23 protein-coding genes and 1 tRNA gene are annotated in these 22,495 nt (G+C 69.5%); 16 read left to right on the plus strand and 8 right to left on the minus strand.

Features of this window, described 5'->3' with window-relative positions; translation table 11 throughout:
• Nucleotides 1–108: 108 nt before the first annotated feature.
• The 3 genes from BKD26_RS00405 to BKD26_RS00415 all read left to right on the plus strand — a co-directional run bounded on the left by BKD26_RS00405 (nt 109) and on the right by BKD26_RS00415 (nt 5,665).
• Nucleotides 109–2,550: an immune inhibitor A domain-containing protein gene (locus tag BKD26_RS00405; RefSeq protein ID WP_084894507.1), complete on the plus strand. Its 2,442-nt coding sequence runs from the start codon at nt 109–111 to the stop codon at nt 2,548–2,550.
• Between the two features lie 199 nt (nt 2,551–2,749).
• Nucleotides 2,750–5,206 (plus strand): immune inhibitor A domain-containing protein, encoded by a 2,457-nt coding sequence (locus BKD26_RS00410; RefSeq protein WP_084894509.1) that lies wholly within the window; start codon nt 2,750–2,752, stop codon nt 5,204–5,206.
• A 123-nt stretch (nt 5,207–5,329) separates the two neighbouring features.
• Entirely contained in the window at nt 5,330–5,665 is a 336-nt protein-coding gene (locus BKD26_RS00415; RefSeq protein ID WP_084894511.1) for a hypothetical protein, read from the plus strand.
• 49 nt (nt 5,666–5,714) lie between these two features.
• On the opposite strand, the gene BKD26_RS00420 is transcribed toward BKD26_RS00415, so the two are convergent.
• Together BKD26_RS00420 and BKD26_RS00425 are read right to left on the minus strand one after the other, a co-directional pair.
• A complete protein-coding gene (locus tag BKD26_RS00420) occupies nt 5,715–6,323 on the minus strand; it encodes an isochorismatase family protein (RefSeq protein ID WP_084894513.1) in 609 nt (202 codons plus the stop codon).
• A 124-nt stretch (nt 6,324–6,447) separates the two neighbouring features.
• Nucleotides 6,448–7,776, minus strand: coding sequence for a nicotinate phosphoribosyltransferase (locus BKD26_RS00425; protein ID WP_084894516.1), 1,329 nt, complete (start codon nt 7,774–7,776; stop codon nt 6,448–6,450).
• Between the two features lie 116 nt (nt 7,777–7,892).
• Between BKD26_RS00425 and clpS the strand changes: the two genes are divergently transcribed.
• The 7 genes from clpS (at nt 7,893) to BKD26_RS00455 (ending at nt 12,556) form a co-directional block, all read left to right on the plus strand.
• Entirely contained in the window at nt 7,893–8,198 is a 306-nt protein-coding gene (gene clpS / locus BKD26_RS00430; RefSeq protein ID WP_073750655.1) for an ATP-dependent Clp protease adapter ClpS, read from the plus strand.
• Nucleotides 8,198–8,773 (plus strand): DUF2017 domain-containing protein, encoded by a 576-nt coding sequence (locus BKD26_RS00435; protein ID WP_084894518.1) that lies wholly within the window; start codon nt 8,198–8,200, stop codon nt 8,771–8,773. The genes clpS and BKD26_RS00435 overlap by 1 nt, the downstream gene beginning before the upstream one ends.
• Before the next feature lie 312 nt (nt 8,774–9,085).
• A complete protein-coding gene (locus BKD26_RS00440) occupies nt 9,086–10,510 on the plus strand; it encodes an amino acid permease (RefSeq protein WP_084894520.1) in 1,425 nt (474 codons plus the stop codon).
• Nucleotides 10,511–10,590: 80 nt separating this feature from the next.
• The gene (locus BKD26_RS00445; protein WP_084894522.1) at nt 10,591–11,013 is read left to right on the plus strand and encodes a M67 family metallopeptidase; all 423 of its coding nucleotides are present in this window, start codon (nt 10,591–10,593) and stop codon (nt 11,011–11,013) included.
• A gap of 87 nt (nt 11,014–11,100) precedes the next feature.
• A complete protein-coding gene (locus BKD26_RS42195; RefSeq protein ID WP_347103716.1) occupies nt 11,101–11,217 on the plus strand; it encodes a putative leader peptide in 117 nt (38 codons plus the stop codon).
• Between the two features lie 110 nt (nt 11,218–11,327).
• The gene (locus tag BKD26_RS00450) at nt 11,328–11,606 is read left to right on the plus strand and encodes a MoaD family protein (RefSeq protein WP_084894525.1); all 279 of its coding nucleotides are present in this window, start codon (nt 11,328–11,330) and stop codon (nt 11,604–11,606) included.
• Nucleotides 11,606–12,556 (plus strand): cysteine synthase, encoded by a 951-nt coding sequence (locus tag BKD26_RS00455; protein ID WP_073750667.1) that lies wholly within the window; start codon nt 11,606–11,608, stop codon nt 12,554–12,556. Before BKD26_RS00450 ends, BKD26_RS00455 begins: the two co-directional genes overlap by 1 nt.
• A gap of 648 nt (nt 12,557–13,204) precedes the next feature.
• Here the strand turns inward: BKD26_RS00455 and BKD26_RS00460 are convergent.
• The gene (locus BKD26_RS00460) at nt 13,205–13,654 is read right to left on the minus strand and encodes a type II toxin-antitoxin system PemK/MazF family toxin (RefSeq protein ID WP_084894526.1); all 450 of its coding nucleotides are present in this window, start codon (nt 13,652–13,654) and stop codon (nt 13,205–13,207) included.
• A gap of 163 nt (nt 13,655–13,817) precedes the next feature.
• On the opposite strand from BKD26_RS00460, the gene BKD26_RS00465 reads away from it, so the two are divergent.
• Nucleotides 13,818–14,570 carry an MBL fold metallo-hydrolase gene (locus BKD26_RS00465; protein WP_084894528.1) on the plus strand — a complete coding sequence of 251 codons (753 nt, stop codon included), beginning with the start codon at nt 13,818–13,820 and terminating at the stop codon, nt 14,568–14,570.
• A gap of 55 nt (nt 14,571–14,625) precedes the next feature.
• On the opposite strand, the gene BKD26_RS00470 is transcribed toward BKD26_RS00465, so the two are convergent.
• Complete coding sequence (locus BKD26_RS00470; RefSeq protein WP_084894530.1) at nt 14,626–15,888, minus strand: PTS transporter subunit EIIC; 1,263 nt, start codon at nt 15,886–15,888, stop codon at nt 14,626–14,628.
• A gap of 240 nt (nt 15,889–16,128) precedes the next feature.
• Nucleotides 16,129–17,415, minus strand: coding sequence for a PTS transporter subunit EIIC (locus BKD26_RS00475; RefSeq protein WP_084894532.1), 1,287 nt, complete (start codon nt 17,413–17,415; stop codon nt 16,129–16,131).
• Nucleotides 17,416–17,511: 96 nt separating this feature from the next.
• On the opposite strand from BKD26_RS00475, the gene BKD26_RS00480 reads away from it, so the two are divergent.
• The 4 genes from BKD26_RS00480 (at nt 17,512) to rdgB (ending at nt 19,744) form a co-directional block, all read left to right on the plus strand.
• Nucleotides 17,512–17,838, plus strand: coding sequence for a PTS glucose/sucrose transporter subunit IIB (locus tag BKD26_RS00480; RefSeq protein ID WP_277622315.1), 327 nt, complete (start codon nt 17,512–17,514; stop codon nt 17,836–17,838).
• A gap of 76 nt (nt 17,839–17,914) precedes the next feature.
• The gene (rph, locus tag BKD26_RS00485; RefSeq protein ID WP_073750690.1) at nt 17,915–18,646 is read left to right on the plus strand and encodes a ribonuclease PH; all 732 of its coding nucleotides are present in this window, start codon (nt 17,915–17,917) and stop codon (nt 18,644–18,646) included.
• A gap of 91 nt (nt 18,647–18,737) precedes the next feature.
• Nucleotides 18,738–19,121, plus strand: a complete 384-nt coding sequence (locus BKD26_RS00490; RefSeq protein WP_084894536.1) for a hypothetical protein — start codon at nt 18,738–18,740, stop codon at nt 19,119–19,121.
• 20 nt (nt 19,122–19,141) lie between these two features.
• Nucleotides 19,142–19,744, plus strand: a complete 603-nt coding sequence (rdgB, locus tag BKD26_RS00495) for an RdgB/HAM1 family non-canonical purine NTP pyrophosphatase (RefSeq protein WP_084894538.1) — start codon at nt 19,142–19,144, stop codon at nt 19,742–19,744.
• Nucleotides 19,745–19,806: 62 nt separating this feature from the next.
• Here the strand turns inward: rdgB and BKD26_RS00500 are convergent.
• The 3 genes from BKD26_RS00500 to bcp form a co-directional block, all read right to left on the minus strand.
• Nucleotides 19,807–19,890, minus strand: a tRNA-Leu gene (locus BKD26_RS00500).
• Nucleotides 19,891–19,939: 49 nt separating this feature from the next.
• Nucleotides 19,940–21,421: a glycine betaine/L-proline transporter ProP gene (proP, locus tag BKD26_RS00505; RefSeq protein WP_084894540.1), complete on the minus strand. Its 1,482-nt coding sequence runs from the start codon at nt 21,419–21,421 to the stop codon at nt 19,940–19,942.
• Nucleotides 21,422–21,539: 118 nt separating this feature from the next.
• Nucleotides 21,540–22,007, minus strand: a complete 468-nt coding sequence (gene bcp, locus BKD26_RS00510; protein WP_084894542.1) for a thioredoxin-dependent thiol peroxidase — start codon at nt 22,005–22,007, stop codon at nt 21,540–21,542.
• A gap of 120 nt (nt 22,008–22,127) precedes the next feature.
• Between bcp and BKD26_RS00515 the strand changes: the two genes are divergently transcribed.
• Nucleotides 22,128–22,448: a DUF3618 domain-containing protein gene (locus BKD26_RS00515; RefSeq protein WP_084894544.1), complete on the plus strand. Its 321-nt coding sequence runs from the start codon at nt 22,128–22,130 to the stop codon at nt 22,446–22,448.
• The last annotated feature ends 47 nt before the right edge of the window (nt 22,449–22,495 follow it).

Here is a 22,495-nt window from a genome sequence, read left to right on the forward strand (position 1 = left end):
GTCGCACTGTCTTGTGACTCTACGACGGTGGATGCCCGAGAGGAACCGGTAGTAAGCGTGACCTAACCCACGGTACCGGTGCATGGGGGGCGCACAGCATCACGGCCTATGCCATATGGCCGGAAGGCGGCGCCCATTGACGCGATCCGCAGGGGAGGACCGTATCAAGTGACGTACATCAGAGGCGTGTTGAGCGCCGTTGCCGTACTGGCCGTCCTGGTGGGGGCAACAGGCGTCGCTCCCGCCACCACCGCCCCCGTGCACGACGACGCCGCGCACGGCACCGTCGAGGGGCGGCACGACGGGCATGTGATCGACGGGCCCTTCAGTGCCCGGCAGCGGCAGCAGCGCCAGGTGGCGCTGGAGCAGGTGCTGAGCGGGCGGGCGAAGGTGGAGCGGCGCGGCGGCTCCAGGGTCGTGAGGCTCGGCGACCGCAAGTACGTCGAGCTGGGCCGGGAGCGTACCGACAAGATCTTCACGATCCTGGTCGAGTTCGGCGACAAGGTCGACGACACCACGATGTACGACCCGGACGGCCCGGGCGGGCCGAAGCCGCCCGTCGTCAAGTACGGCGGTACGCCGGGCCCGCTGCACAACCGGATCCCCGAGCCGGACCGTACGAAGGACAACTCCACGGTCTGGCAGGCGGACTACGACCGCGAGCACTTCCAGCGGCTGTACTTCGGCGAGGGCGACGGGGTGGAATCGCTGAAGACGTACTACGAGAAGACCTCTTCCGGCCGGTATTCGGTGGAGGGGGAGGTCTCGGAGTGGGTGAAGGTCGAGCACAACGAGGCCCGGTACGGCTCGAACTACTGCGGCGGCAACAACTGCCCCAATGTCGAGGACCTGGTCTTCGACGGGGTGGCGGCCTGGGTGGCGGACCAGAAGGCGAAGGGCAGGACGGACGGCGACATCAAGGCGCAGGTGGCCCGGTTCGACGAATGGGACCGCACGGACCACGACAACGACGGGAACTTCAACGAGCCGGACGGCTACATCGACCACTTCCAGATCGTGCACGCGGGCGAGGACGGTTCGGCGGGCGGTGGTGCGCAGGGCGGCGACGCGCTGTGGGCGCACCGGGGGTACGCGTACAGCCGGGACGACGGCGACACCGGCCCGGCGGGGTTCCGGGCGGGGGGTGTGGCGATCGGTGACACGGGCGTCTGGGTGGGCGACTACACGATGCAGCCGGAGAACGGCGGGCTGGGCGTCTTCGCCCACGAGTACGCGCACGACCTGGGCCTGCCCGATCTGTACGACACCAACAACGTGGCGGGCGTGGAGAACTCGGTCGGCTTCTGGTCCCTGATGTCGTCCGGGTCGTGGCTGGGCACCGGCGAGGACGCGATCGGCGACCTGCCGGGCGACATGACGGCCTGGGACAAGCTCCAGCTGGGCTGGCTCGATTACGAGAAGGCCGAGGCGGCGACCGCGTCGACGCACACGCTGGGCGTCTCCGCGTACAACTCCGACCGGCCGCAGGCGCTGGTCGTGGAGCTGCCGGAGAAGACGGTCACCACGCCGGTGGTGAAGCCGGCCGGGGGCGCGGGGCAGTGGTGGAGCGACTACGGCGACGACCTGTCCCACACGCTGACCCGGACGGTCGACCTGACCGGCCGTTCCTCCGCCTCGCTCGGACTCGACGGCTGGTGGGACATCGAGAAGGACTACGACTACCTGTACACGCAGGTCTCCACGGACGGCGGGGAGAGCTGGAAGTCGGTCGACGGTACGGCCGACGGTGAGGCGATCACCCGGGACGGCGGTGACAAGCCGGCGCTGACGGGGGTTTCGGAGACGTACCGGAAACTGGTGTACCCGCTGGACGCGTACGCCGGGAAGCGGATCGTCGTGCGCTTCCGCTACCGGACGGACGGCGGCGTGGCGGGCAAGGGGTTCGCGGCGGACAACATCTCGGTGAAGGCCGACGGTGTGACGCTGTTCACGGACGATGCCGAGGGGGAGGGCAACGGCGGCTGGGCGGCGCGGGGGTTCGCGCGGGTCGGGGAGGCGGTCACCGGCGACCACCCGCAGTACTACATCGCGGAGAACCGGCAGTACGTGTCGTACGACCGGACCCTGGAGACCGGTCCGTACCACTTCGGCTTCCCCAAGCCCCGGGACAACTGGGTGGAGCACTACGCCTACCGGCCCGGCCTGATGATCTGGCAGTGGGACACCTCGCAGCGGGACAACAACGTCACCGACCACCCGGGCCAGGGCCTGCTGCTGCCGGTGGACGCCCATCCACGGCCGATGACGTGGGCGGACGGCACCCTGATGTCGAACAAGATCACGCCGTACGACGCGGCGTTCGGCCGCAGTCCGACGCCCGGCTTCACCCTGCACAAGCAGGGTGTACCGCACTACATCAGACCTCATGCGGGCAATCCGGTCTTCGACGACCACAAGGGTGTGTACTGGTACGCCGTCAACCGGTTCGGCGGCGTGCGCACCACGGACACCAACACCCGGATCACCGTGGCCGCTCAGCCGCCGAACGGATCGTCGGTCACCGTGACAGTGGGCCCCTCGGTCGGGTGACCAGGCCCGCTTGCCCTGTTCGCCGCTGTTCGCAATGCGGATCGGTCTGTTCACATAGAGCACTTGGCCGGTGCAAGTCAAGATCTGTCTTTTCGCGTCATTCTCCGGTCGAATGTCGTCACTTGTGGCGCGACACCGCACGCGGATAACACATCGACCCCCCATCCGCGGTTCGCGGGCGCGGGGAGGACAAGATCAAGTGACCAGCAGACGACGGGCTTTCAGAGCCTCCGCGGTGATCGTGGCGCTGGCCGCCACCGCCGCGACGGCCTCGGCTCTCACCACGGCCCAGGCCGACAACCGCCCCACCAACGGCATCGAGCGCCACGACCCGGCGCCCGGCGCGCACGACGCGGGGCACGGGGCCCCCGGGCACGACCACGCCGCCAAGGTCGACCACGACCTCGACGGCCCGTTCAGCAAGCAGCAGGCCCAGGCGCGCGAGGCGGCGCTGGAGCAGGTGCTGGCCGGCGACCTGAAGGTGGAGCGCAGGGGTGCCTCCAAGGTCGTCAAGCTCGACGACAAGAAGTACGTCGAGCTCGGCCGTGAGAAGACCGACAAGATCTTCACCATCCTGGTCGAGTTCGGCGACAAGGTCGACAACACCACGCTGATCGACCGCGCGGACGACGGCGACGACCACACGCTCAAGCCCAAGTTCGGCGGCACGCCCGGCCCGCTGCACAACCGGATAGCCGAGCCGGACCGTACGAAGGACAATTCGACGGCCTGGCAGAAGGACTACAACCAGCAGCACTTCCAGGACCTGTACTTCGGCACCGGCAAGGACAAGAAGACCGGTGAGCAGAAGCAGTCCCTGAAGACCTACTACGAGAAGACCTCCTCGGGCCGCTACTCGGTCGACGGCGCGGTCTCCGACTGGGTCAAGGTCGAGTACAACGAGGCCCGCTACGGCTCGAACTACTGCGGCAGCAGCAACTGCTCCAACGTGTGGGACGCCGTCCGCGACGGTGTGACCGCGTGGACCGCCCAGCAGAAGGCGGCGGGCAAGAGCGACGCCGAAATCAAGGCGCAGCTGGCCCAGTACGACCAGTGGGACCGCTACGACTTCGACGCCGACGGCAACTTCAACGAGGCCGACGGCTACATCGACCACTTCCAGATCGTCCACGCCGGGGAGGACGAGTCCGCGGGCGGCGGCGCCCAGGGCGGCGACGCGCTGTGGGCCCACCGCTGGTACGCGTACGGCACCGACGCCGGCAAGACCGGCCCGGCGCACAACAAGGCCGGCGGTGCGCAGATCGGCGACACCGGCATCTGGGTCGGCGACTACACGATGCAGCCGGAGAACGGCGGCCTCGGCGTCTTCGCCCACGAGTACGGCCACGACCTGGGTCTGCCGGACCTGTACGACACCTCCGGCAAGGCGGGCGCCGAGAACTCGACCGGCTTCTGGTCCCTGATGTCGTCCGGCTCCTGGCTCGGCACCGGCAAGAACGAGATCGGCGACCTGCCCGGCGACATGACCGCCTGGGACAAGCTCCAGCTCGGCTGGCTCAACTACGAGAAGGCCAAGGCGGCGACCGCCTCCAAGCACACGCTGGGCGTCGCGGAGTACAACACCAAGAACCCGCAGGCCCTCGTCGTCGAGCTGCCGAAGAAGAACGTCACCACCCCGGTCGTCAAGCCGGCCGAGGGCTCCAAGCAGTGGTGGAGCGACATGGGTGACGACCTCAAGAACACCCTCACCCGCTCCGTCGACCTCACCGGCAAGACCAAGGCCGAGCTGACGCTCGACGGCTGGTGGGACATCGAGCAGGACTACGACTACCTCTACACCGAGGTGTCGACCGACGGCGGCAAGAGCTGGACCGCGCTGGCCGGCACCGCGAACGGCAAGGCCCTCCCGGTCGATGCCAGCGGCGCCCCGTCGCTGACCGGTGTCTCCGGCGCCTGGCAGAAGCTGGCCTTCCCGCTGGACGCGTACGCGGGGAAGAAGGTCGACCTCCGCTTCCGCTACCAGACCGACGGCGGCGCGGGCGGCAAGGGCTTCACGGCCGACGCCATCACCCTGACCGCGGACGGTGCGGCGGTCTTCTCGGACAACGCCGAGGGCGACGACAACGGCTGGACCGCCAAGGGCTTCTCCCGGATCGGTGAGTCCTTCACCAACGAGTACGACCAGTACTACATCGCCGAGAACCGCCAGTACGTCTCGTACGACAAGACCCTGAAGGTCGGCCCGTACAACTTCGGCTTCGCGGCGCCGATGGACAGCTGGGTGGAGCACTACCCGTACCAGACCGGTCTGCTGGTCTGGCAGTGGGACACCTCCCAGAAGGACAACAACACCGCCGTCCACCCGGGCCAGGGCCTGATCCTGCCGGTCGACGCGCACGCCACGCCGACGAAGTGGGCCGACGGCACGCTGATGCGCAACCGCATCCAGGCCTACGACTCGCCGTTCAGCCTCTACGGGACGAACGGCCTGACCCTGCACAAGGCCGGTGTCCAGGCGAAGATCGCTTCGCAGCCGGGTGTCCCGGTCTTCGACGACCGCAAGGGCGTCTACTGGTACGAGTCGAACCCGCGTGCGGGCGTCAAGGTAACTGACACCAACACCAAGATCGCGATCGTCAAGCAGCCGAAGAACGGCCGGACGATCACGGTCCAGGTCGGCCCGTCGACGAAGTAGTCGCTGTTTCAGCAGGTCAGAGCATGATCGGCCGTCGCCCCCTAGCGGGCGGCGGCCGATTCTGTTTAGGTGCGTGGTGACCCATTCTTATTGACACACCATCTCACGGGGGAGTGGTTCAGCATGCCCGGTGGAGGTTTCACCAAGTTGCCCGGCGGCAAGGTCGTGGTCGCGCTCAGCCTGCCGAGTCCGGTCGGCGACGGCTCCACGGTCCGCGTCCTGGTCCACGCCGCCAACCGCGCCCGCGCCCTGACCCGGCTGCGGAACCTGGGCCTTCGCGCGGTCTACCTGCGGGGCAACACCCACCCGCCTACCCCGGACGAGATCACCGCGGTGCTCCACCACCCCGACGGCCTGCTGTGGCGCACGGTGCCGGAATCCCACACCGAGCTCTGGCGCCCCATCCGTGCCCTGCTGCCCCAGTCGCGCGCCTGGGGCGCCCCCAGGGGCGCGTCGTAGCGGCGCCCGGCCCCGTAGCGCCGGAGGGCCCGGCAGGGAGCCCAGGGGCTCAGACGCCTCCGGCGCGGGTCTCGACGACCGGCTTGCCGGTCAGCTCGACGCCCGCGTCCCGGAGCTCCTTCAGGGCCCGCTCCGTGGTCTCCGCCGAGACGCCGGCCGTCAGGTCCAGCAGCACCTGGGTACGGAACCCCTCACGGGCCGCGTCCAGGGCGGTGGCGCGTACGCAGTGGTCGGTGGCGATGCCCACCACGTCCACCTCCGTGACCTGCCGCTCCCGCAGCCAGTCGGCCAGCCGGACGTCGTTCTCGTCGGTCCCCTCGAAGCCGCTGTACGCCGCCGCGTACGCGCCCTTGTCGAACACCGTGTCGACGGCGCCCGAGGCGACCGCCGGCGCGAAGTTCGGGTGGAAGCCCACCCCCTCCGTACCGGCCACGCAGTGCCGCGGCCAGGAGTGGACGTAGTCGGGCCGCTCCGAGAAGTGGTCACCCGGGTCGACGTGGTGGTCACGGGTGGCCACCACGTGCTGGTAGACGGCCCCGGCGGCCTCGCCGACCAGGTCCGTGATGGCGGCTGCGACATCCGCGCCCCCCGCCACCGCGAGGCTGCCGCCTTCGCAGAAGTCGTTCTGTACGTCGACGACGATCAGTGCGCGGTGCATGGCGGGTGTCCTTCGGTGGGGGAGAGGTCGGTCGGACGTTCCAGCGTGGTTCCGGGGGATGGGATCGAGCCTAGAGACTTACCCCGCCCGGCGGGAGGGGGCACCTCCCGCTGCCGGCCCCGTCTCAGACGTACTCCGTCGGGATCACGGCCTCGCCCCGCGACAGCTGGATCGCCGACATCGGCAGCCCCGCCAGCGCCGCCATGTGCCGCTCGCGCGCCGCGTCCAGCGGCTCACGGGCCACGATCTCGCCGCCCTTGACCAGCTCCACCAGCAGCTGCCGGTCCGCGAGCTCCACCGGCACCGGCCCGGTGCCGACGACCTCCGCCTCGGCCACCCCGTCCGCGTCCACGCGCCGGGCCGCCCACTTGCGGCCGCCGACGGACATCTTGCCGCCCAGCGACTTCTTCGCCACCGAGCGCAACGGCGCCTTCGGGTCGGCGGACTCGGCGCGGGCGACGAGCTTGTAGACCATCGAGCAGGTCGGGTGACCGCTGCCGGTCACCAGCTGCGTACCCACCCCGTACGCGTCGACCGGCGCCGCCGCCAGCGACGCGATCGCGTACTCGTCCAGGTCAGAGGTGACGACGATCTTCGTGTCGCGCGCCCCCAGCTCGTCCAGCTGCTGGCGCACCCGGTGCGCCACCAGCAGCAGGTCACCGGAGTCGATACGCACCGCGCCCAGCTCCGTACCGGCGATCTCCACGGCGGTACGCACCGCCTCGGCCACGTCGTAGGTGTCGACGAGCAGCGTCGTACCGCGGCCCAGGGAGTCCACCTGGGCGCGGAAGGCGTCCCGCTCGGTGTCGTGGAGGAGGGTGAACGCGTGCGCGGACGTGCCGACCGTCGGGATGCCGTAGCGGAAGCCGGCCGCCAGGTCGGAGGTGGACGAGAAACCACCCACGTACGCGGCGCGGGCCGCGGCGACCGCGGACAGCTCGTGGGTGCGCCGGGCGCCCATCTCGATCAGCCGCCGCTCGCCGGCCGCGGCGGACATCCGGGAGGCGGCGGCCGCGATCGCCGAGTCGTGGTTGAGGATCGACAGGATCACGGTCTCCAGCAGCACGCACTCGGCGAAGGAGCCCTCGACCCGCAGGATCGGCGAGCCGGGGAAGTACACCTCGCCCTCGGGGTAGCCCCAGATGTCGCCGCCGAAGCGGTAGTCCGAGAGCCAGGCGAGCGTCGGCTCGTCGACGATGCCGCGCTCGCGGAGGAAGCCGAGGACGCCGGCGTCGAAGCGGAAGTTCTCCACGGCGTCCAGCACGCGGCCGGTGCCGGCCACGACGCCGTACCGCCGCCCCTCCGGCAGCCGCCGGGTGAACACCTCGAAGACCGACCGCCGGCCGGCCGTACCGCCCCGCAGTGCCGCCTGGAGCATCGTCAGCTCGTACTGGTCGGTGAAGAGCGCGGTAGACGGCACGTCCACCGGCAGCCCAAGATCCGCAGCATTCATACGACGATGCTACCCCCGAATACTCGTCAGAGTGACGATTTCAGGCGGGCCCTGTTCCCGCCCCGGTCCGCGCCCCGTTTGTGCGACCCCCCACCCTCAGTGGCAGCATGGGCTAGGTGAGTGTTGCTCCCGCAGAGATCGAACGCACCGAAGCGGCCGAAGAGGGTTTCGCCGTCACCGAACCCGACGTGCCCTGGGTGACGATCGTCCACAACGACCCGGTCAACCTCATGAGCTACGTCACCTACGTCTTCCAGGCGTACTTCGGCTACTCCAAGGACAAGGCGCACAAGCTGATGCTGGACGTGCACCACAAGGGCCGGGCCGTCGTCTCCAGCGGCACCCGCGAGGAGATGGAGCGGGACGTGCAGGCCATGCACGGCTACGGGCTGTGGGCGACCCTCTCCCAGGACCGCACCTGATGAGCGGGCACTTCGAGGCGCTGCCCGGCGGCGGCGCGGCCGTCCCGCTCGACGAGGTCGAGATCTCCATCCTCCGCTCCCTGGCCGTCCAGCTCCTGGAGCTGATCGGCCCCGGCGAGGTGCCGCCCAAGGGTGAGGACCCGCTGGCCGAGCTGTTCCGCGCGGGCCCCAGTGAGCCGCCGGCCGACCCGGCGCTGGCCCGCCTCTTCCCCAACGCGTACGAGGACGGCGACGAGGAGCTGCGCGCCGCGTCCGCCGAGTTCCGCCGCTACACCGAGAACGACCTGCGCGCCCGCAAGCGCGAGGACGCCCTCACCGTCGTGCGCAGCCTGGACGCGCTGAGCGTGGCGGGCGAGGGCGGCGCGGTGCTGAAGCTGACCGCCGACGAGGCCCGCCACTGGCTCGGCGCGCTCAACGACCTGCGGCTGACCATCGGCACCCGCCTGGACGTCAGGGACGACGACGAGAACGAGGCGCTGTACCGGCTGCCGGACTCCGACCCGCGCAAGCCGATGGTCATGGCGTACCTGTGGCTGGGCGCGCTCCAGGAGACGCTCGTCGAGACCCTCATGTGACGTTCGTTCGCTCAGCGGACCCTTAAATCCGGATAACGATCAGGTCACCGTCCCGGTCCTCTTTATGGGCCGGGGCGACCCTTGTCCGGTTTTTCCTGTGTCGCGAGTCACAGCGGCGCGTGTCGATCATCGTTACGGCCGTGGTAAATCTTCTCGATCGCCCGGGGACGCCACCCCTGTTTCCCGGGTGCGCTTGGCCGGCGGACCGTCGGTGGCACTCCATCCATATCCGGGGGGATCAGGACCTGATCCGCAGTCGCGCGCAGTCCAGGGCGAACGACGCGGGTCGGCGTGGAGAAAGGCGCAGCAACCATGACCTCAGTGCAGGTCGACAAGCAGCACGACGGCAGTGAGGCCGCGGAGTCCGCGTCCGGCGAGGGCTATCAGCGAGGCCTCGGAGCACGCCAGATCCAGATGATCGCGATCGGCGGAGCCATCGGCACTGGGCTGTTCCTCGGCGCGGGCAAGGCCATCTCCAAGGCCGGACCGAGCCTCATCCTGGCGTACGCCATCGCCGGTCTCGTCATCTTCTTCATCATGCGGGCGCTGGGCGAACTGCTCATGTACCGCCCCGTCTCGGGCTCCTTCGCGGAGTACGCCCGTGAATTCATCGGCCCCTTCGCGGGCTTCGTCACCGGCTGGACGTACTGGCTGTTCTGGGTCGTCACCGGCATCACCGAAGTCACCGCGGCCGCCACCTATATGACGTACTGGTGGAACATCCCGCAGTGGGTCTCCGCCCTCATCTTCACGATCATCCTCTACGGCGCGAACCTCATCTCCGTGAAGCTCTTCGGTGAGCTGGAGTTCTGGTTCTCGATGATCAAGGTCACCGCCATCATCGGCATGATCCTGATCTGCGCCGGCATCCTCACCATCGGCTTCTCCGACGCCGCCGACACCGCGTCCATGACCATGCTGTGGTCCGAGGGCGGCTTCTTCCCCAAGGGCATCGGCGGCACGCTGATGACCCTGCAGATCGTGATGTTCGCCTTCCTCGCGGTCGAGCTGGTCGGCGTCACCGCCGGCGAGTCCAAGGACCCGAAGGTCACCCTGCCCAAGGCCATCAACACCGTCCCGTGGCGTATCGCCGTCTTCTACGTCGGCGCGCTGATCATGATCCTGTCGGTCGTGCCGTGGACGCACTTCAAGCCGGGCATCTCGCCGTTCGTCGCCGCCTTCGAGCAGATGGGCCTCGGCATCGGCGCCGCCATCGTGAACTTCGTGGTGCTGACCGCCGCCCTGTCCTCCTGCAACTCGGGCATGTACTCCACCGGCCGCATGCTGCGCGACCTCGCGCTCAACGGCCAGGGCCCGAAGGTCTTCACCAAGCTGACGAAGTCCGGCACCCCGCTGATCGGCCTCACCTTCTCGGCGGCGCTGATGCTGGTCGGTGTCTGGATCAACTACGTCGCCCCCGGCAAGGCCTTCGAGTACGTCGTCTCCTTCGCGACCATCTCCGGCATGTGGGCCTGGATCATGATCCTCGTCTCGCAGATCCGCTACCGGGCCGCGGTCAAGCGCGGCGAGGCCCCGGAGTCGGAGTTCAAGGCCCCGGGCGCGCCGTTCACCAGCTGGTTCGCGCTGCTGTTCATCGGCATGGTCATCGTGATGATGGGCATCGACGAGGGCGCGCGGGTCTCGCTGTACTGCGCCCCGGTGTGGGCCCTGCTGCTGGGTGTCTCCTACCTGGTGCTGAAGGCCCGGAACCCGGAGAACGCCTCGTTCAAGCGGTAGTCTCTCGCGACTGTCCAGCATGTGGGCCCGTCCGTACCATCCCTCGGTACGGGCGGGCCCGTCTGCTTATCCTGATGCGCATGCTGACCATCACACGGGCTCTGTACGACCAGATCGTCGCGCACGCGCGCGAGGACCACCCGGACGAGGCCTGCGGCGTGGTCGCGGGCCCGGCGGGCTCCGGGCGCCCCGAGCGCTTCATCCCGATGCTCAACGCCGCCCGCTCGCCCACGTTCTACGAGTTCGACTCGGGCGACCTGCTGAAGCTGTACCGGGAGATGGACGACCGTGACGAGGAACCGGTCGTCATCTACCACTCGCACACCGCGACCGAGGCGTACCCCTCCCGTACGGACGTCTCGTACGCCAACGAGCCCGGCGCGCACTACGTGCTCGTCTCGACGGCGGACGCGGACGGCGCCGGACCGTTCCAGTTCCGGTCGTACCGGATCGTGGACGGCGAGATCACGGAGGAAGAGGTCGAGGTCGTCGACGCGTACTGAGTGCTGCTTCTCGCATGGTGGGCGTAAACCGTCCGCCATGTGAGATCACACTCCGGATGTCCGACCGGGAATCGATACGATGACCGCATGGTTTTCCTCGACGTGAGCGAACAGACGCCGGGCACCGTGCTGCTCGTGGCGCGGCTGCACGTCGACCTGTGCCGCCTCGCCAGCGCGATGTGTCCGCGCTGTGCCGCCGTCTGAGCGCCACGCCCTCTGTACCGCCTGCATCGCCAGTTCCGCCGCCGTACCGCCGCGCGCATCCGTCCTGTGCGCGCCCTTCTCTTCCTTTCCTTCCGACAGGAGCCCACGCCATGGCCATCGAGGTCCGCATCCCGACCATCCTCCGCACCCACACCGGCGGCGCCAAGGCCGTCGAGGGCAGCGGGGACACCCTCGCCGACCTCTTCGCCGACCTCGAGACCCGGTACGCCGGCATCCAGGAGCGCGTCGTCGAGGGCGGCGAGCTGCGCCGCTTCGTGAACGTCTACCTGAACGACGAGGACGTCCGCTTCCTGCAGGGCATCAACACCAAGCTGTCGGACGGCGACAACGTGACGATCCTGCCGGCCGTCGCCGGCGGCATGCGCTGATGCGTTACGACAGCCCGCTCGACGCGGTCGGCAACACCCCGCTGGTCCGCCTGCCGCGCCTGTCCCCTTCGGACGAGGTGCGCATCTGGGCCAAGCTGGAGGACCGCAACCCGACCGGCTCGATCAAGGACCGCCCCGCCCTGCACATGATCGAGCAGGCCGAGAAGGACGGCCGGCTCACGCCCGGCTGCACGATCCTCGAGCCCACCAGCGGCAACACGGGCATCTCGCTCGCGATGGCGGCCCGGCTCAAGGGCTACCGCATCGTGTGCGTGATGCCCGAGAACACCTCCCAGGAGCGGCGCGACCTGCTCACCATGTGGGGCGCCGAGATCATCTCGTCCCCGGCGGCGGGCGGCTCCAACACGGCGGTACGGGTCGCCAAGGAGCTCGCCGCGGAGCACCCCGACTGGGTGATGCTGTACCAGTACGGCAACCCGGGCAACGCGGGCGCCCACTACGCGACGACGGGCCCGGAGATCCTGGCCGACCTGCCGTCGATCACGCACTTCGTGGCGGGGCTGGGGACGACGGGGACGCTGATGGGCGTCGGCCGCTTCCTGCGCGAGCACAAGCCGGACGTGAAGATCGTCGCCGCCGAGCCGCGGTACGACGACCTGGTGTACGGGCTGCGGAACCTCGACGAGGGCTTCGTCCCCGAGCTGTACGACGCGTCCGTGCTGACCACCCGCTTCTCGGTCGGCTCCGCCGACGCGGTGACCCGGACGAGGGAGCTGCTCCAGCAGGAGGGCATCTTCGCGGGCGTCTCGACGGGGGCGGCGCTGCACGCGGCGATCGGCGTCGGGAAGAAGGCGGTCAAGGCGGGCGAGAGCGCGGACATCGTGTTCGTCGTCGCCGACGGCGGCTGGAAGTACCTCTCGACGGGCGTCTACACGGCCCCGACGACCGAAGCGGCCATCGAAACCCTCCAGGGCCAACTCTGGGCCTGACGCGGGCCCGCCCCCGTGGTGGGCGGTGCCCCCGGGCGGTGGGCGGTCCCCCGCTCTTCCGTTGCGGGCCACCCCCGGGGTGGTGGGCGGTCCCCCGCTCTTTCGTTGTGGGCCACCCCCGGGGTGGTGGGCGGTCCCCCGCTCTTTCGTTGTGGGCAGTCGTCCCGCAGGGCGGGACGGGTGGGCACAACGGACCAGGGCGGTGCCTTCGCCGGGTTCGCCCCGGGGCCCGGTGCGAACCGGTGCGGCCCGGTGGGCTGCCGGTGGGTGGGGGCGGGGCCCCTCCGGGCTCGACTCTCCCCCAGAGGGGGACCCCCACGCGGCCGGCGGCCCCGGGTTCGTCCGGTCGGGAGCCGTGACGGCGCCTCCCCCAAGCTCTCGGCTTCGCTCGAGCAGGGGGGACCCTCATCCGCTGCGGGGACGACCCTGCACGGCCCCCACCCCCGGCCGTCCGCCGGGTGCGGACCGGATCCGCCTCCTTGCGGGAAAACGGGCGCGGGCGCTGACGGACCGGGGCAGTTCCCCAGACGTGCCTGCCCCACCGGGTGGGCATCGGCTGGCGGCGCGAAGCTGCCGCGCCAGGGGTGTGGGGGCGTTAGCCCCCACACGTACAACGTCCCCGCCAGGGCCCGGGGGCGGAGCCACCGGTCACGCCGACAGGTGGCGGACCTGGTCCCAGACCAAGGGGTCCACTTGGCCGGCGCGGCGGCGGAAGCGGCCGAGCGGGACGTCGCGGAGCTCGTCCGGCTCCAGAAAGCTCGGGCGGCCCCGGGCGTCGCCCACCGCGTCGGGGCGCAGGGCGATCACGCCCGGCCGTTCGTCCCGGTAGCGGCTGGTGATCTTGGCGACGAGCGCCGTGTCGCCGCGTACCGCGAGGACCAGGCACGGGCGGTCCTTGGACCCGGGGCCGTCCTCGTAGGGGACGTCCGCCCACCAGATCTCACCCGGCCTGGGCCGCCGGGCCGGTGTCTTCCCGGGCCGCGCGGGCGGGCGCGTACGGCCGCCCGGACGGCGGCCACGGCCCGTCGCGTCGGACACCGCCGCGACCAGCGCGATCACCACCACGGCGCCGAGCGCCAGCCACCAGGACGTGTCCATGGCCAGGACGCTACCCGCCCGAACCGGTGACAGCGCGGGTGAGTTCGACCACAAGGGGCCACTGCGAAGGAGCGACCCGGCCCGCCGCGCCTTACGCTCGGTAAACCGCACGACCTCCCCTGTCAGCGCCTGCCCGGCTCCCGTCCTCGGAGGTTCACGCTCCATGAAGCTCACCGTCGTCGGCTGCTCGGGGTCGTTCCCTTCCGCGGAATCGGCCTGTTCGAGCTACCTCGTAGAGGCCGACGGCTTCCGGCTGCTCCTCGACATGGGCAATGGCGCCCTGGGCGAGCTGCAGCGCCACATCGGTCTGTACGACCTGGACGCGATCTTCCTCAGTCACCTGCACGCCGACCACTGCATCGACATGTGCGGGTACTTCGTCGCGCGCTACTACCGCCACGAGGGCGGCCGCTGCCCCGCCATCCCCGTGTACGCGCCGGACGGCGCCGAGCAGCGGCTGACGACGGCGTACGCGGACACGCCGTCCGACAAGTCGATGAGCGAGGTGTTCGACTTCCACATGCTCAAGCCGGGCTGGTTCGAGATCGGCCCCTTCCGGGTGCGTACGGAGAAGGTGTGCCACCCGGTCGAGGCCTACGGGATCCGGGTGGAGCACGGCGGGAAGTCCCTCGTGTACTCGGGTGACACGGGCGTGTGCGACGAGCTGGACACGCTGGCGGCGGGGACGGACCTGTTCCTGTGCGAGGCGTCGTTCACGTACGGCAAGGAGGACATCCCCGGGCTGCACCTGAACGGCCGGGAGGCGGGCGCGCACGCCGCCCGCGCGGGTGCGGGGCGGCTGGTGCTCACGCACATCCCGCCGTGGACGGACGGCGAGCGGAACCTGGCGGACGCGCGGGCGGTGTACGACGGCCCGTCGGAGCTGGCGTACGCGGGCGCGGTGTACGAGGTCTGAAAAAGGCCCCCGGGTGACCGGGGGCCTTCTTCGTGGGGGCTCACTGGGGCCTCGTCTACTTGGCTTCGGCCTTCTGGAGCTCGGCCAGTTCCTCGTCGGACTCGCGGCCCGGCGTCGGGAGGTTGAACTTGGTGATCGCGAAGCGGAAGACCGCGTAGTAGACCGCCGCGAAGCACAGGCCCACCAGGGCCAGGCCCCACGGGTTGGACGCGATGCCCAGGTTGAGCACGAAGTCGACCGCGCCGGCGGAGAAGCCGAAGCCGTCCCGCATGCCGAGCGCCCAGGTCAGCGCCATGGACACACCGGTCAGGACCGCGTGGATCGCGTACAGCACCGGCGCGATGAACATGAAGGTGAACTCGATCGGCTCGGTGACACCGGTGACGAAGGAGGTCAGGGCGAGCGAGAACATCATGCCGCCGACGACCTTGCGGCGCTCGGGGCGGGCGCAGTGCACGATCGCGAGGCAGGCCGCGGGCAGGGCGAACATCATGATCGGGAAGAAGCCGGTCATGAACTGTCCGGCGGTCGGGTCACCGGCGAGGAAGCGGCCGATGTCGCCGCTCTTGCCCTCGTAGGAACCGGCCTGGAACCAGGGGAAGGAGTTCAGCAGGTGGTGCATGCCGACCGGGATGAGCGCGCGGTTGGCGACACCGAAGATGCCCGCGCCGACGGCGCCGGAGCCGACCAGCCACTCGCCGAGGTTGTGCAGGCCCGTGCCGAGGACCGGCCAGATGTAGCCGAAGACGATGCCGATGACCAGGCCCGCGAAGGCGGACAGGATCGGGACGAGACGGCGGCCGCCGAAGAAGCCCGCCCAGTCGGGCAGCTTGGTGCGGTAGAAGCGCTGGTAGAGCAGGGCGACGACGATGCCCATGACGACGCCACCGAGCACCTTGGCGTCGACCGGCGCCTCAGTCATGACGATCTTGTTGTCGACGACCTCGGCGACCTTGGGCAGGTTCGGGTCGGTGAAGGTCCCCAGGACGTTCTTGAAGACCAGGTAACCGGCGACCGCGGCGAGCGCGGTCGAGCCGTCCGACTTCTTGGCGAAGCCGATGGCGATGCCCACGGCGAACAGCAGCGCCATGTTGTCGAGGATGGCGTTTCCGCCCGCGGCCATGAAGCCCGCGATCTTGGTGATGAACGCCGGGAACGACTCGCGGCCCAGCATGTCGTTGTTCCCGAGCCGGACCAGGAGCGCGGCGGCCGGCAGCACGGCGACAGGCAGCATGAGGCTGCGGCCGATGCGCTGGAGCACGGCCATCACGCCGGCGCCCTTCTTCTTCTCCGCCGCGGGGGCGGTGGCGGTGGACATCAGGTTCCTCCAGGTGGGCAAGGCGCCGCCCGGGGACAGTGATGTCAAAAGGGGGACGGCGGCGTCTCAGGAAAAACGCGGCAGCCAGGGCCGCGTGGTCTACACCAATAGTGGTGTAGACCAGTTTTAGCATGGTGAGGGTTGGATAAGGAACCTGCAAATTCGTGACGCGTTCCGCACAGCGCGTACGCATGCCGAAGGGCCCCCGACCGGTGCTGGTCAGGGGCCCTTCGGCGGCCGCTACGGCTTGGTGACGTCCGTCTCCGCTTCCTCCGGCTCGCGGCCGGGCGTCGGAATGTCGAACTTGGTGATCGCGAAACGGAAGATCGCGTAGTACACCACCGCGAAGGCGAGACCGATCGGAATGATCAGCCACGGTTTCGTCGCCAGCCCCCAGTTGATGACGTAGTCGATCAGGCCCGCGGAGAAGCTGAATCCGTCCTTGACGCCCAGCGCCCAGGTCACCGCCATCGAGACACCGGTCAGCAGGGCGTGGACGACGTACAGCGCGGGGGCGACGAAGAGGAACGAGTACTCGATCGGCTCGGTGATGCCGGTGACGAACGAGGTGAGCCCCACGGAGAGCATCAGACCGCCGACCTCCTTGCGGCGGTGCGGCTTGGCGCAGTGCGTGATGGCCAGCGCGGCGGCCGGCAGCGCGAACATCATGATCGGGAAGAAGCCGGTGGTGAACTGGCCCGCGTCGGGGTCGCCCGCCAGGAACATGCTGATGTCGCCGTGCACCACCGTGCCGTCGGGCTTGGTGTACGTGCCGAACTGGAACCAGATGGGCACGTTCAGGAACTGGTGCAGGCCGATCACCAGCAGCGCGCGGTTCGCCACGCCGAAGATGCCCGCGCCCCAGGCGCCCAGGCCCATCAGCCAGTCGCTGAAGTCCTCCAGCGCTCCGCCGATCGGCGGCCAGATCCACAGGCACAGCGCGGCGAAGGCGATCGCGACGAACGACATGATGATCGGCACCAGCCGGCGGCCGTTGAAGAAGCCCAGCCAGTCCACCAGCCTGGTGCGGTGGAACCGCTGCCAGAAGTAGGCCGTGAGCAGACCCATGACGATGCCGCCGAAGACGCCCGGATTCTGGTACGTGTACGCCACGAAGGTGTCGTCCGCGCCCAGGCATCCGCCGTTGACGTCGGTGGTGCCCGCCGGGCAGTCCTTGGGGAAGGCGCGCAGCACCCCCCGGTAGACGAGGAAGCCCGCCACCGCGGCGAGGGCGGTGGAGCCGTCCGCCTTCTTGGCCATGCCGATCGCGACGCCGACGCAGAAGAGGAGAGGGAGGCCCAGGTCCGCGTCGAGCAGCGCGCCGCCCGCCCCCGCCATCACCTTTGCGACGTTGTCCCAGCCCGCGCCGTCGGCGCCGAAGACATCGGGCTGCCCCAGGCGGTTGAGGATGCCCGCCGCGGGCAGGACGGCGATGGGCAGCTGGAGGCTGCGGCCCATCTTCTGCAGCCCCTGGAAGGCACCGGTCCACCGCTTCTGCTTCGGTGCGGCCGCGCTGTCCGAGCTCATCGGCGTCCTCCCTGCAGACTGGTGTAGACCAGTTGCGATATCGTAGGCGCTGGTGATCGTCATCCTTCGGTACAACCGGGTAATGCGCCCGCGAAGATGGGCCAACCGTGCGTTACCGTGACGAAATACCTAGGTGGGCCGAGCAGCGCTCAGTGCTCCGAACCGGCTCGTGAACGCAGGGAGAAAGACATGGCCAGCAAGGCTGAGAAGATCGTCGCCGGGCTCGGCGGCATCGACAACATCGAAGAGGTCGAGGGCTGCATCACCCGCCTGCGGACCGAGGTCAACGACCCCGGTCTGGTCGACGAAGCCGCGCTCAAGGCCGCCGGCGCCCACGGAGTCGTCAAGATGGGCACCGCCATCCAGGTCGTCATCGGCACCGACGCCGACCCGATCGCCGCGGAGATCGAAGACATGATGTGAGGTGACCACTCACTCGTGAGGGGCCCGTTCCGGTACCGGAACGGGCCCCTTGCGTTCGTACGACTAGGCTCATCACATGTCTCGAATCGACGGCCGCACCCCCGAACAGCTCCGCCCCGTCACCATCGAACGCGGATGGAGCAAGCACGCCGAGGGCTCCGTCCTCATCTCCTTCGGCGACACCAAGGTCTTCTGCACCGCCTCCGTCACCGAAGGCGTCCCGCGCTGGCGCAAAGGCAGCGGCGAAGGCTGGGTCACCGCCGAGTACTCGATGCTGCCGCGCTCCACCAACACCCGTGGCGACCGCGAATCCGTACGCGGCAAGATCGGCGGCCGTACGCACGAGATCAGCCGCCTGATCGGCCGCTCCCTGCGCGCCGTCATCGACTACAAGGCCCTCGGCGAGAACACCATCGTCCTCGACTGCGACGTCCTCCAGGCCGACGGCGGCACCCGCACCGCCGCCATCACCGGCGCGTACGTCGCCCTCGCCGACGCCGTCGCCTGGGCGCAGGGCAAGAAGCTCGTCAAGGCCGGCCGCAAGCCGCTCACCGGCACCGTCGCCGCCGTCTCCGTCGGCATCGTCGACGGCACGCCGCTGCTGGACCTCTGTTACGAGGAGGACGTGCGCGCCGAGACCGACATGAACGTCGTCTGCACCGGAGACGGCCGCTTCGTCGAGGTCCAGGGCACCGCCGAGGCCGAGCCCTTCGACCGCAAGGAGCTCAACGCCCTCCTCGACCTCGCCACCGGCGGCTGCGCCGACCTCGCCGCCCTCCAGCGCGACGCCCTCGACATCACCCTCTAGCAACCGCGGGCGCCCCCACGGGCGTCCCTACCAGTACGGGCGTACGGGCCGAACCGTACGCCCGTCCGCAGCCCTCGGGAGGACCCGTTCCATGCGCCGTCGCCGTACCGCAGCTCTCGCCGCCGCCACCGCAGCACTCGCCCTCACCGGAGCGGTCGGCTGCGGCGCCCTGGACAAGGCGATGGACTGCGTCCAGGCCGCCGACTCCATCGCCACCAGCGTCGACAAGCTGAGCCAGGCCGTCTCCTCCGCGAGCAACGACCCCACCCAGCTCAACGAGTCCCTCGACGAGATCGACAAGGAGCTCGACAGCCTCCAGGACAAGACGGACAACGCCGACCTGTCCAAGGCCGTCGACGACCTCGGCAAGGGCGTCGACAGCGTCCGCACCGCCGTCCAGAACGGCGACACCACCCCCGACATCAAGCCCGTCACGGACGCCGCTACCGAGATCGGCAAGGTCTGCACGCCCTGAGGCCCGTAGATACTGGGGACATGACCCGCCTGATCCTCGCCACCCGCAACGCCGGGAAGATCACCGAACTGCACGCGATCCTCGCCGACGCAGGGCTCGACCACGAGCTCGTCGGCGCGGACGCCTACCCCGAGATCCCCGACGTCAAGGAGACCGGCGTCACCTTCGCCGAGAACGCCCTCCTCAAGGCACACGCCCTCGCGCAGGCCACCAGCCTGCCCGCCATCGCCGACGACTCCGGCCTCTGCGTCGACGTCCTCGGCGGCGCGCCCGGCATCTTCTCGGCGCGCTGGGCGGGCCGCCACGGCGACGACCGGGCGAACCTCGAGCTGCTCCTCGCCCAGCTCGCCGACATCGCCCCCGAACACCGCGCCGCCCACTTCGCCTGCGCGGCCGCCCTCGCCCTCCCCGACGGCACCGAGCGAGTGGTGGAAGGCCGCCTCCGCGGCACCCTCCGCCACACCCCGTCCGGCACCGGCGGCTTCGGCTACGACCCGATCCTCCAGCCGGACGGCGACACCCGCACCTGCGCGGAGCTCACGGCGGCGGAGAAGAACGCCATCAGCCACCGCGGCCAGGCCTTCCGCGCCTTGGTGCCGGTCATCCGCGAACTGGTCGGCTGAGGCCCCGACTTGTGCCGAAGGGCCGCCTCCCCATGCCCGGGGATGCGGCCCTTCGCTTTACGTGCGGCCGGAGGGACTCGAACCCTCACGGGTGTTACCCCACTGGGACCTAAACCCAGCGTGACTGCCAATTCCACCACGGCCGCGTGCGCGCCCCCATCGTAGTGGGCCGCCCGAGGCCGCCGGGCGCCGCGGTCAGAACCTGGGCTCAGGGGCCTGGGCCTGGACCAGTTCTGCCGCCTCTTCCTTGGTGCATACCGACGGGGGTGAGCCCGCGAGGGGCTGACGGGCCGTCTCCTTCATGCAGGCGACCGCGATGACGCCCACCAGGGCCGCCGCCATGGCGTAGTAGGCCGGCATCAGGTTGCTGCCGGTGACGCTGATCAGGGCGGTGATGACCAGGGGTGTGGTGCCGCCGAAGAGGGAGGCGGAGAGGTTGTAGCCCACCGACAGCGAGCCGTAGCGCACCTGGGTCGGGAAGAGCGCCGGGAGCGCCGCCGACATGGTGCCCAGGAGGCACACCAGCGACAGGCCCAGCATCAGCATGCCCGCCGTGATGGCGAGGACGCCGCCGAGGCCGATCAGGAGGAATGCCGGCGCCGACAGGACCAGGAAGCCCAGCATGCCCGCCATCAGCAGCGGCTTGCGGCCGAAGCGGTCGCTGAGGCGGCCCACCTGGTTGATGATCAGCATCAGGAACGCCATGACCGCGAGCAGGATCAGCAGCCCGTGCGTCGCGCTGTAGCCGAGTTCGTCGGAGAGGTACGTCGGCATGTACGACAGCAGCATGTAGTCGGTGATGTTGTACGCGCCGACGAGCGCGACGCACAGGATCAGCGTCGGCCAGTACTGGCGGAAGATCTTCGCGAGGTCACCCTTCGCCGAGGTCTCCACCGGGTCGGCCGCCTCGGACGCGGACGCGCTCTCCGCCTCCAGCTTCTGGAAGGCCGGCGTTTCGTCCAGCTTCAGCCGCAGGTAGAGCCCGACCAGGCCCAGTGGGCCCGCCACCAGGAACGGGATGCGCCAGCCCCACGCCTCCATGGACGCGTCGCCCAGGACCGCGGTCAGTACCGTCACCAGGCCCGCCGCGCCGACGTACCCGGCCAGCGTGCCGAACTCCAGGAAGCTGCCGAAGAAACCGCGCCGCTTGTCGGGGGCGTACTCGGCGATGAACGTCGACGCGCCGCCGTACTCACCACCCGTCGAGAAGCCCTGCACCAGCCGGAACAGGATCAGCAGCACCGGCGCCCAGAAGCCGATCGACGCGTAACTGGGGATCAGCCCGATCGCGAACGTCCCGACCGCCATCATGATCATCGTCAGGGCGAGGACCTTCTTGCGGCCGATCCGGTCGCCCATCGGGCCGAAGACCATGCCGCCCAGCGGCCGGATCAGGAACGCGACGGCGAAGGTCGCGAAGGAGGACAGGAGCTGCGCCGTTTCGTTCCCGGACGGGAAGAAGACATGGCCGATGGTGACGGCCAGGTAGCTGTAGATGCCGAAGTCGAACCACTCCATGGCGTTGCCGAGCGAGGCCGCCTTCACGGCCCGCTTGACCGCCGCCTGGTCGGTGACGGTGATGTCGGACCGCCGGAGCTTCGGGTTCTTCCGCTGCTGGATGGTGCGGAACAGGATGCGGTGGCGCCTGACCGCCGCTGGATCGGCCGTGGCCGCCATGGGCAGGGTTCCTTTCCTGGACTTCGGGATCAATCCAAGGGGAACACCTGCTCGGGCATAGCTTTCGCAAACCGAAGTCCCGAATGAAGGGGACTTCGGTCACACGTTCACGTCCCGGTCAGATGCCGAGATCCTTGATGATCTTGGCTACGTGGCCGGTCGCCTTCACGTTGTACAGCGCCCGCTCGACCTTGCCCTCCTCGTCCACGACGACCGTCGAGCGGATCACGCCCGTCACGGTCTTCCCGTACAGCTTCTTCTCGCCGAAGGCGCCGTACGCGGCCAGCGTCTCCTTGGACGGGTCGCCGACCAGCGTGACCTTCAGGTCCTCCTTCTCGCGGAACTTCGCCAGCTTCTCCGGCTTGTCGGGGGAGACCCCGATCACGTCGTAGCCGGCGCCCGCGAGCACGTCGAGGTTGTCGGTGAAGTCGCACGCCTGCTTGGTGCAGCCGGGCGTCAGCGCGGCCGGGTAGAAGTAGACGATGACCTTACGGCCCCGGTAGTCCGCCAGCGACACGTCCTTGCCGTCCGCGTCGGGCAGGGTGAAGGCGGGGGCGGTGTCGCCGGGCTGCAGTCGCTCGCTCATGATCTCTCTCCTGGCTCGGGCGTAGGCGTTCAGAGCCTAATGGGGGTCTGCACAGTCACCGGGCCGCTGAGCTGACAGACTGTCCACCACGGATTTGGACGGACCTACGGAGGCAGCGCGGTGCCGGAAGCCAGGACCCCTGCGCAGATCGAGGCGGACATCGTCCGCCGACGCGAGCAGCTCGCCGTCACTCTCGACGAGATCGGCGTACGCATGCACCCGAAGACGATCATCGGGGACGCGAAGGCCAAGGTGGCGTCGACGGTCGACCGGACCGCGGGGCGCGCCTTCGTCACCGTGAACCGCGTCGTCACCGATGTGAAGGGACGGTTCGTCTCGGAGGACGGCGCGCCGCGGCTGGAGCGGGTCGTACCGGCGGCGCTGCTCGTCGTCGGTGTGGTCGGGCTGCTCGCCGTGACCGCCCGGAAGCGCAAGGGCTGACACGAGCCATGACCCTCTGGCGTGCGGGACGTGGCGGGCCAGGTAGG

The sequence above is a fragment of the Streptomyces sp. CB03238 genome (genome assembly GCF_002099185.1).
Classification (GTDB): Bacteria; Actinomycetota; Actinomycetes; order Streptomycetales; family Streptomycetaceae; genus Streptomyces.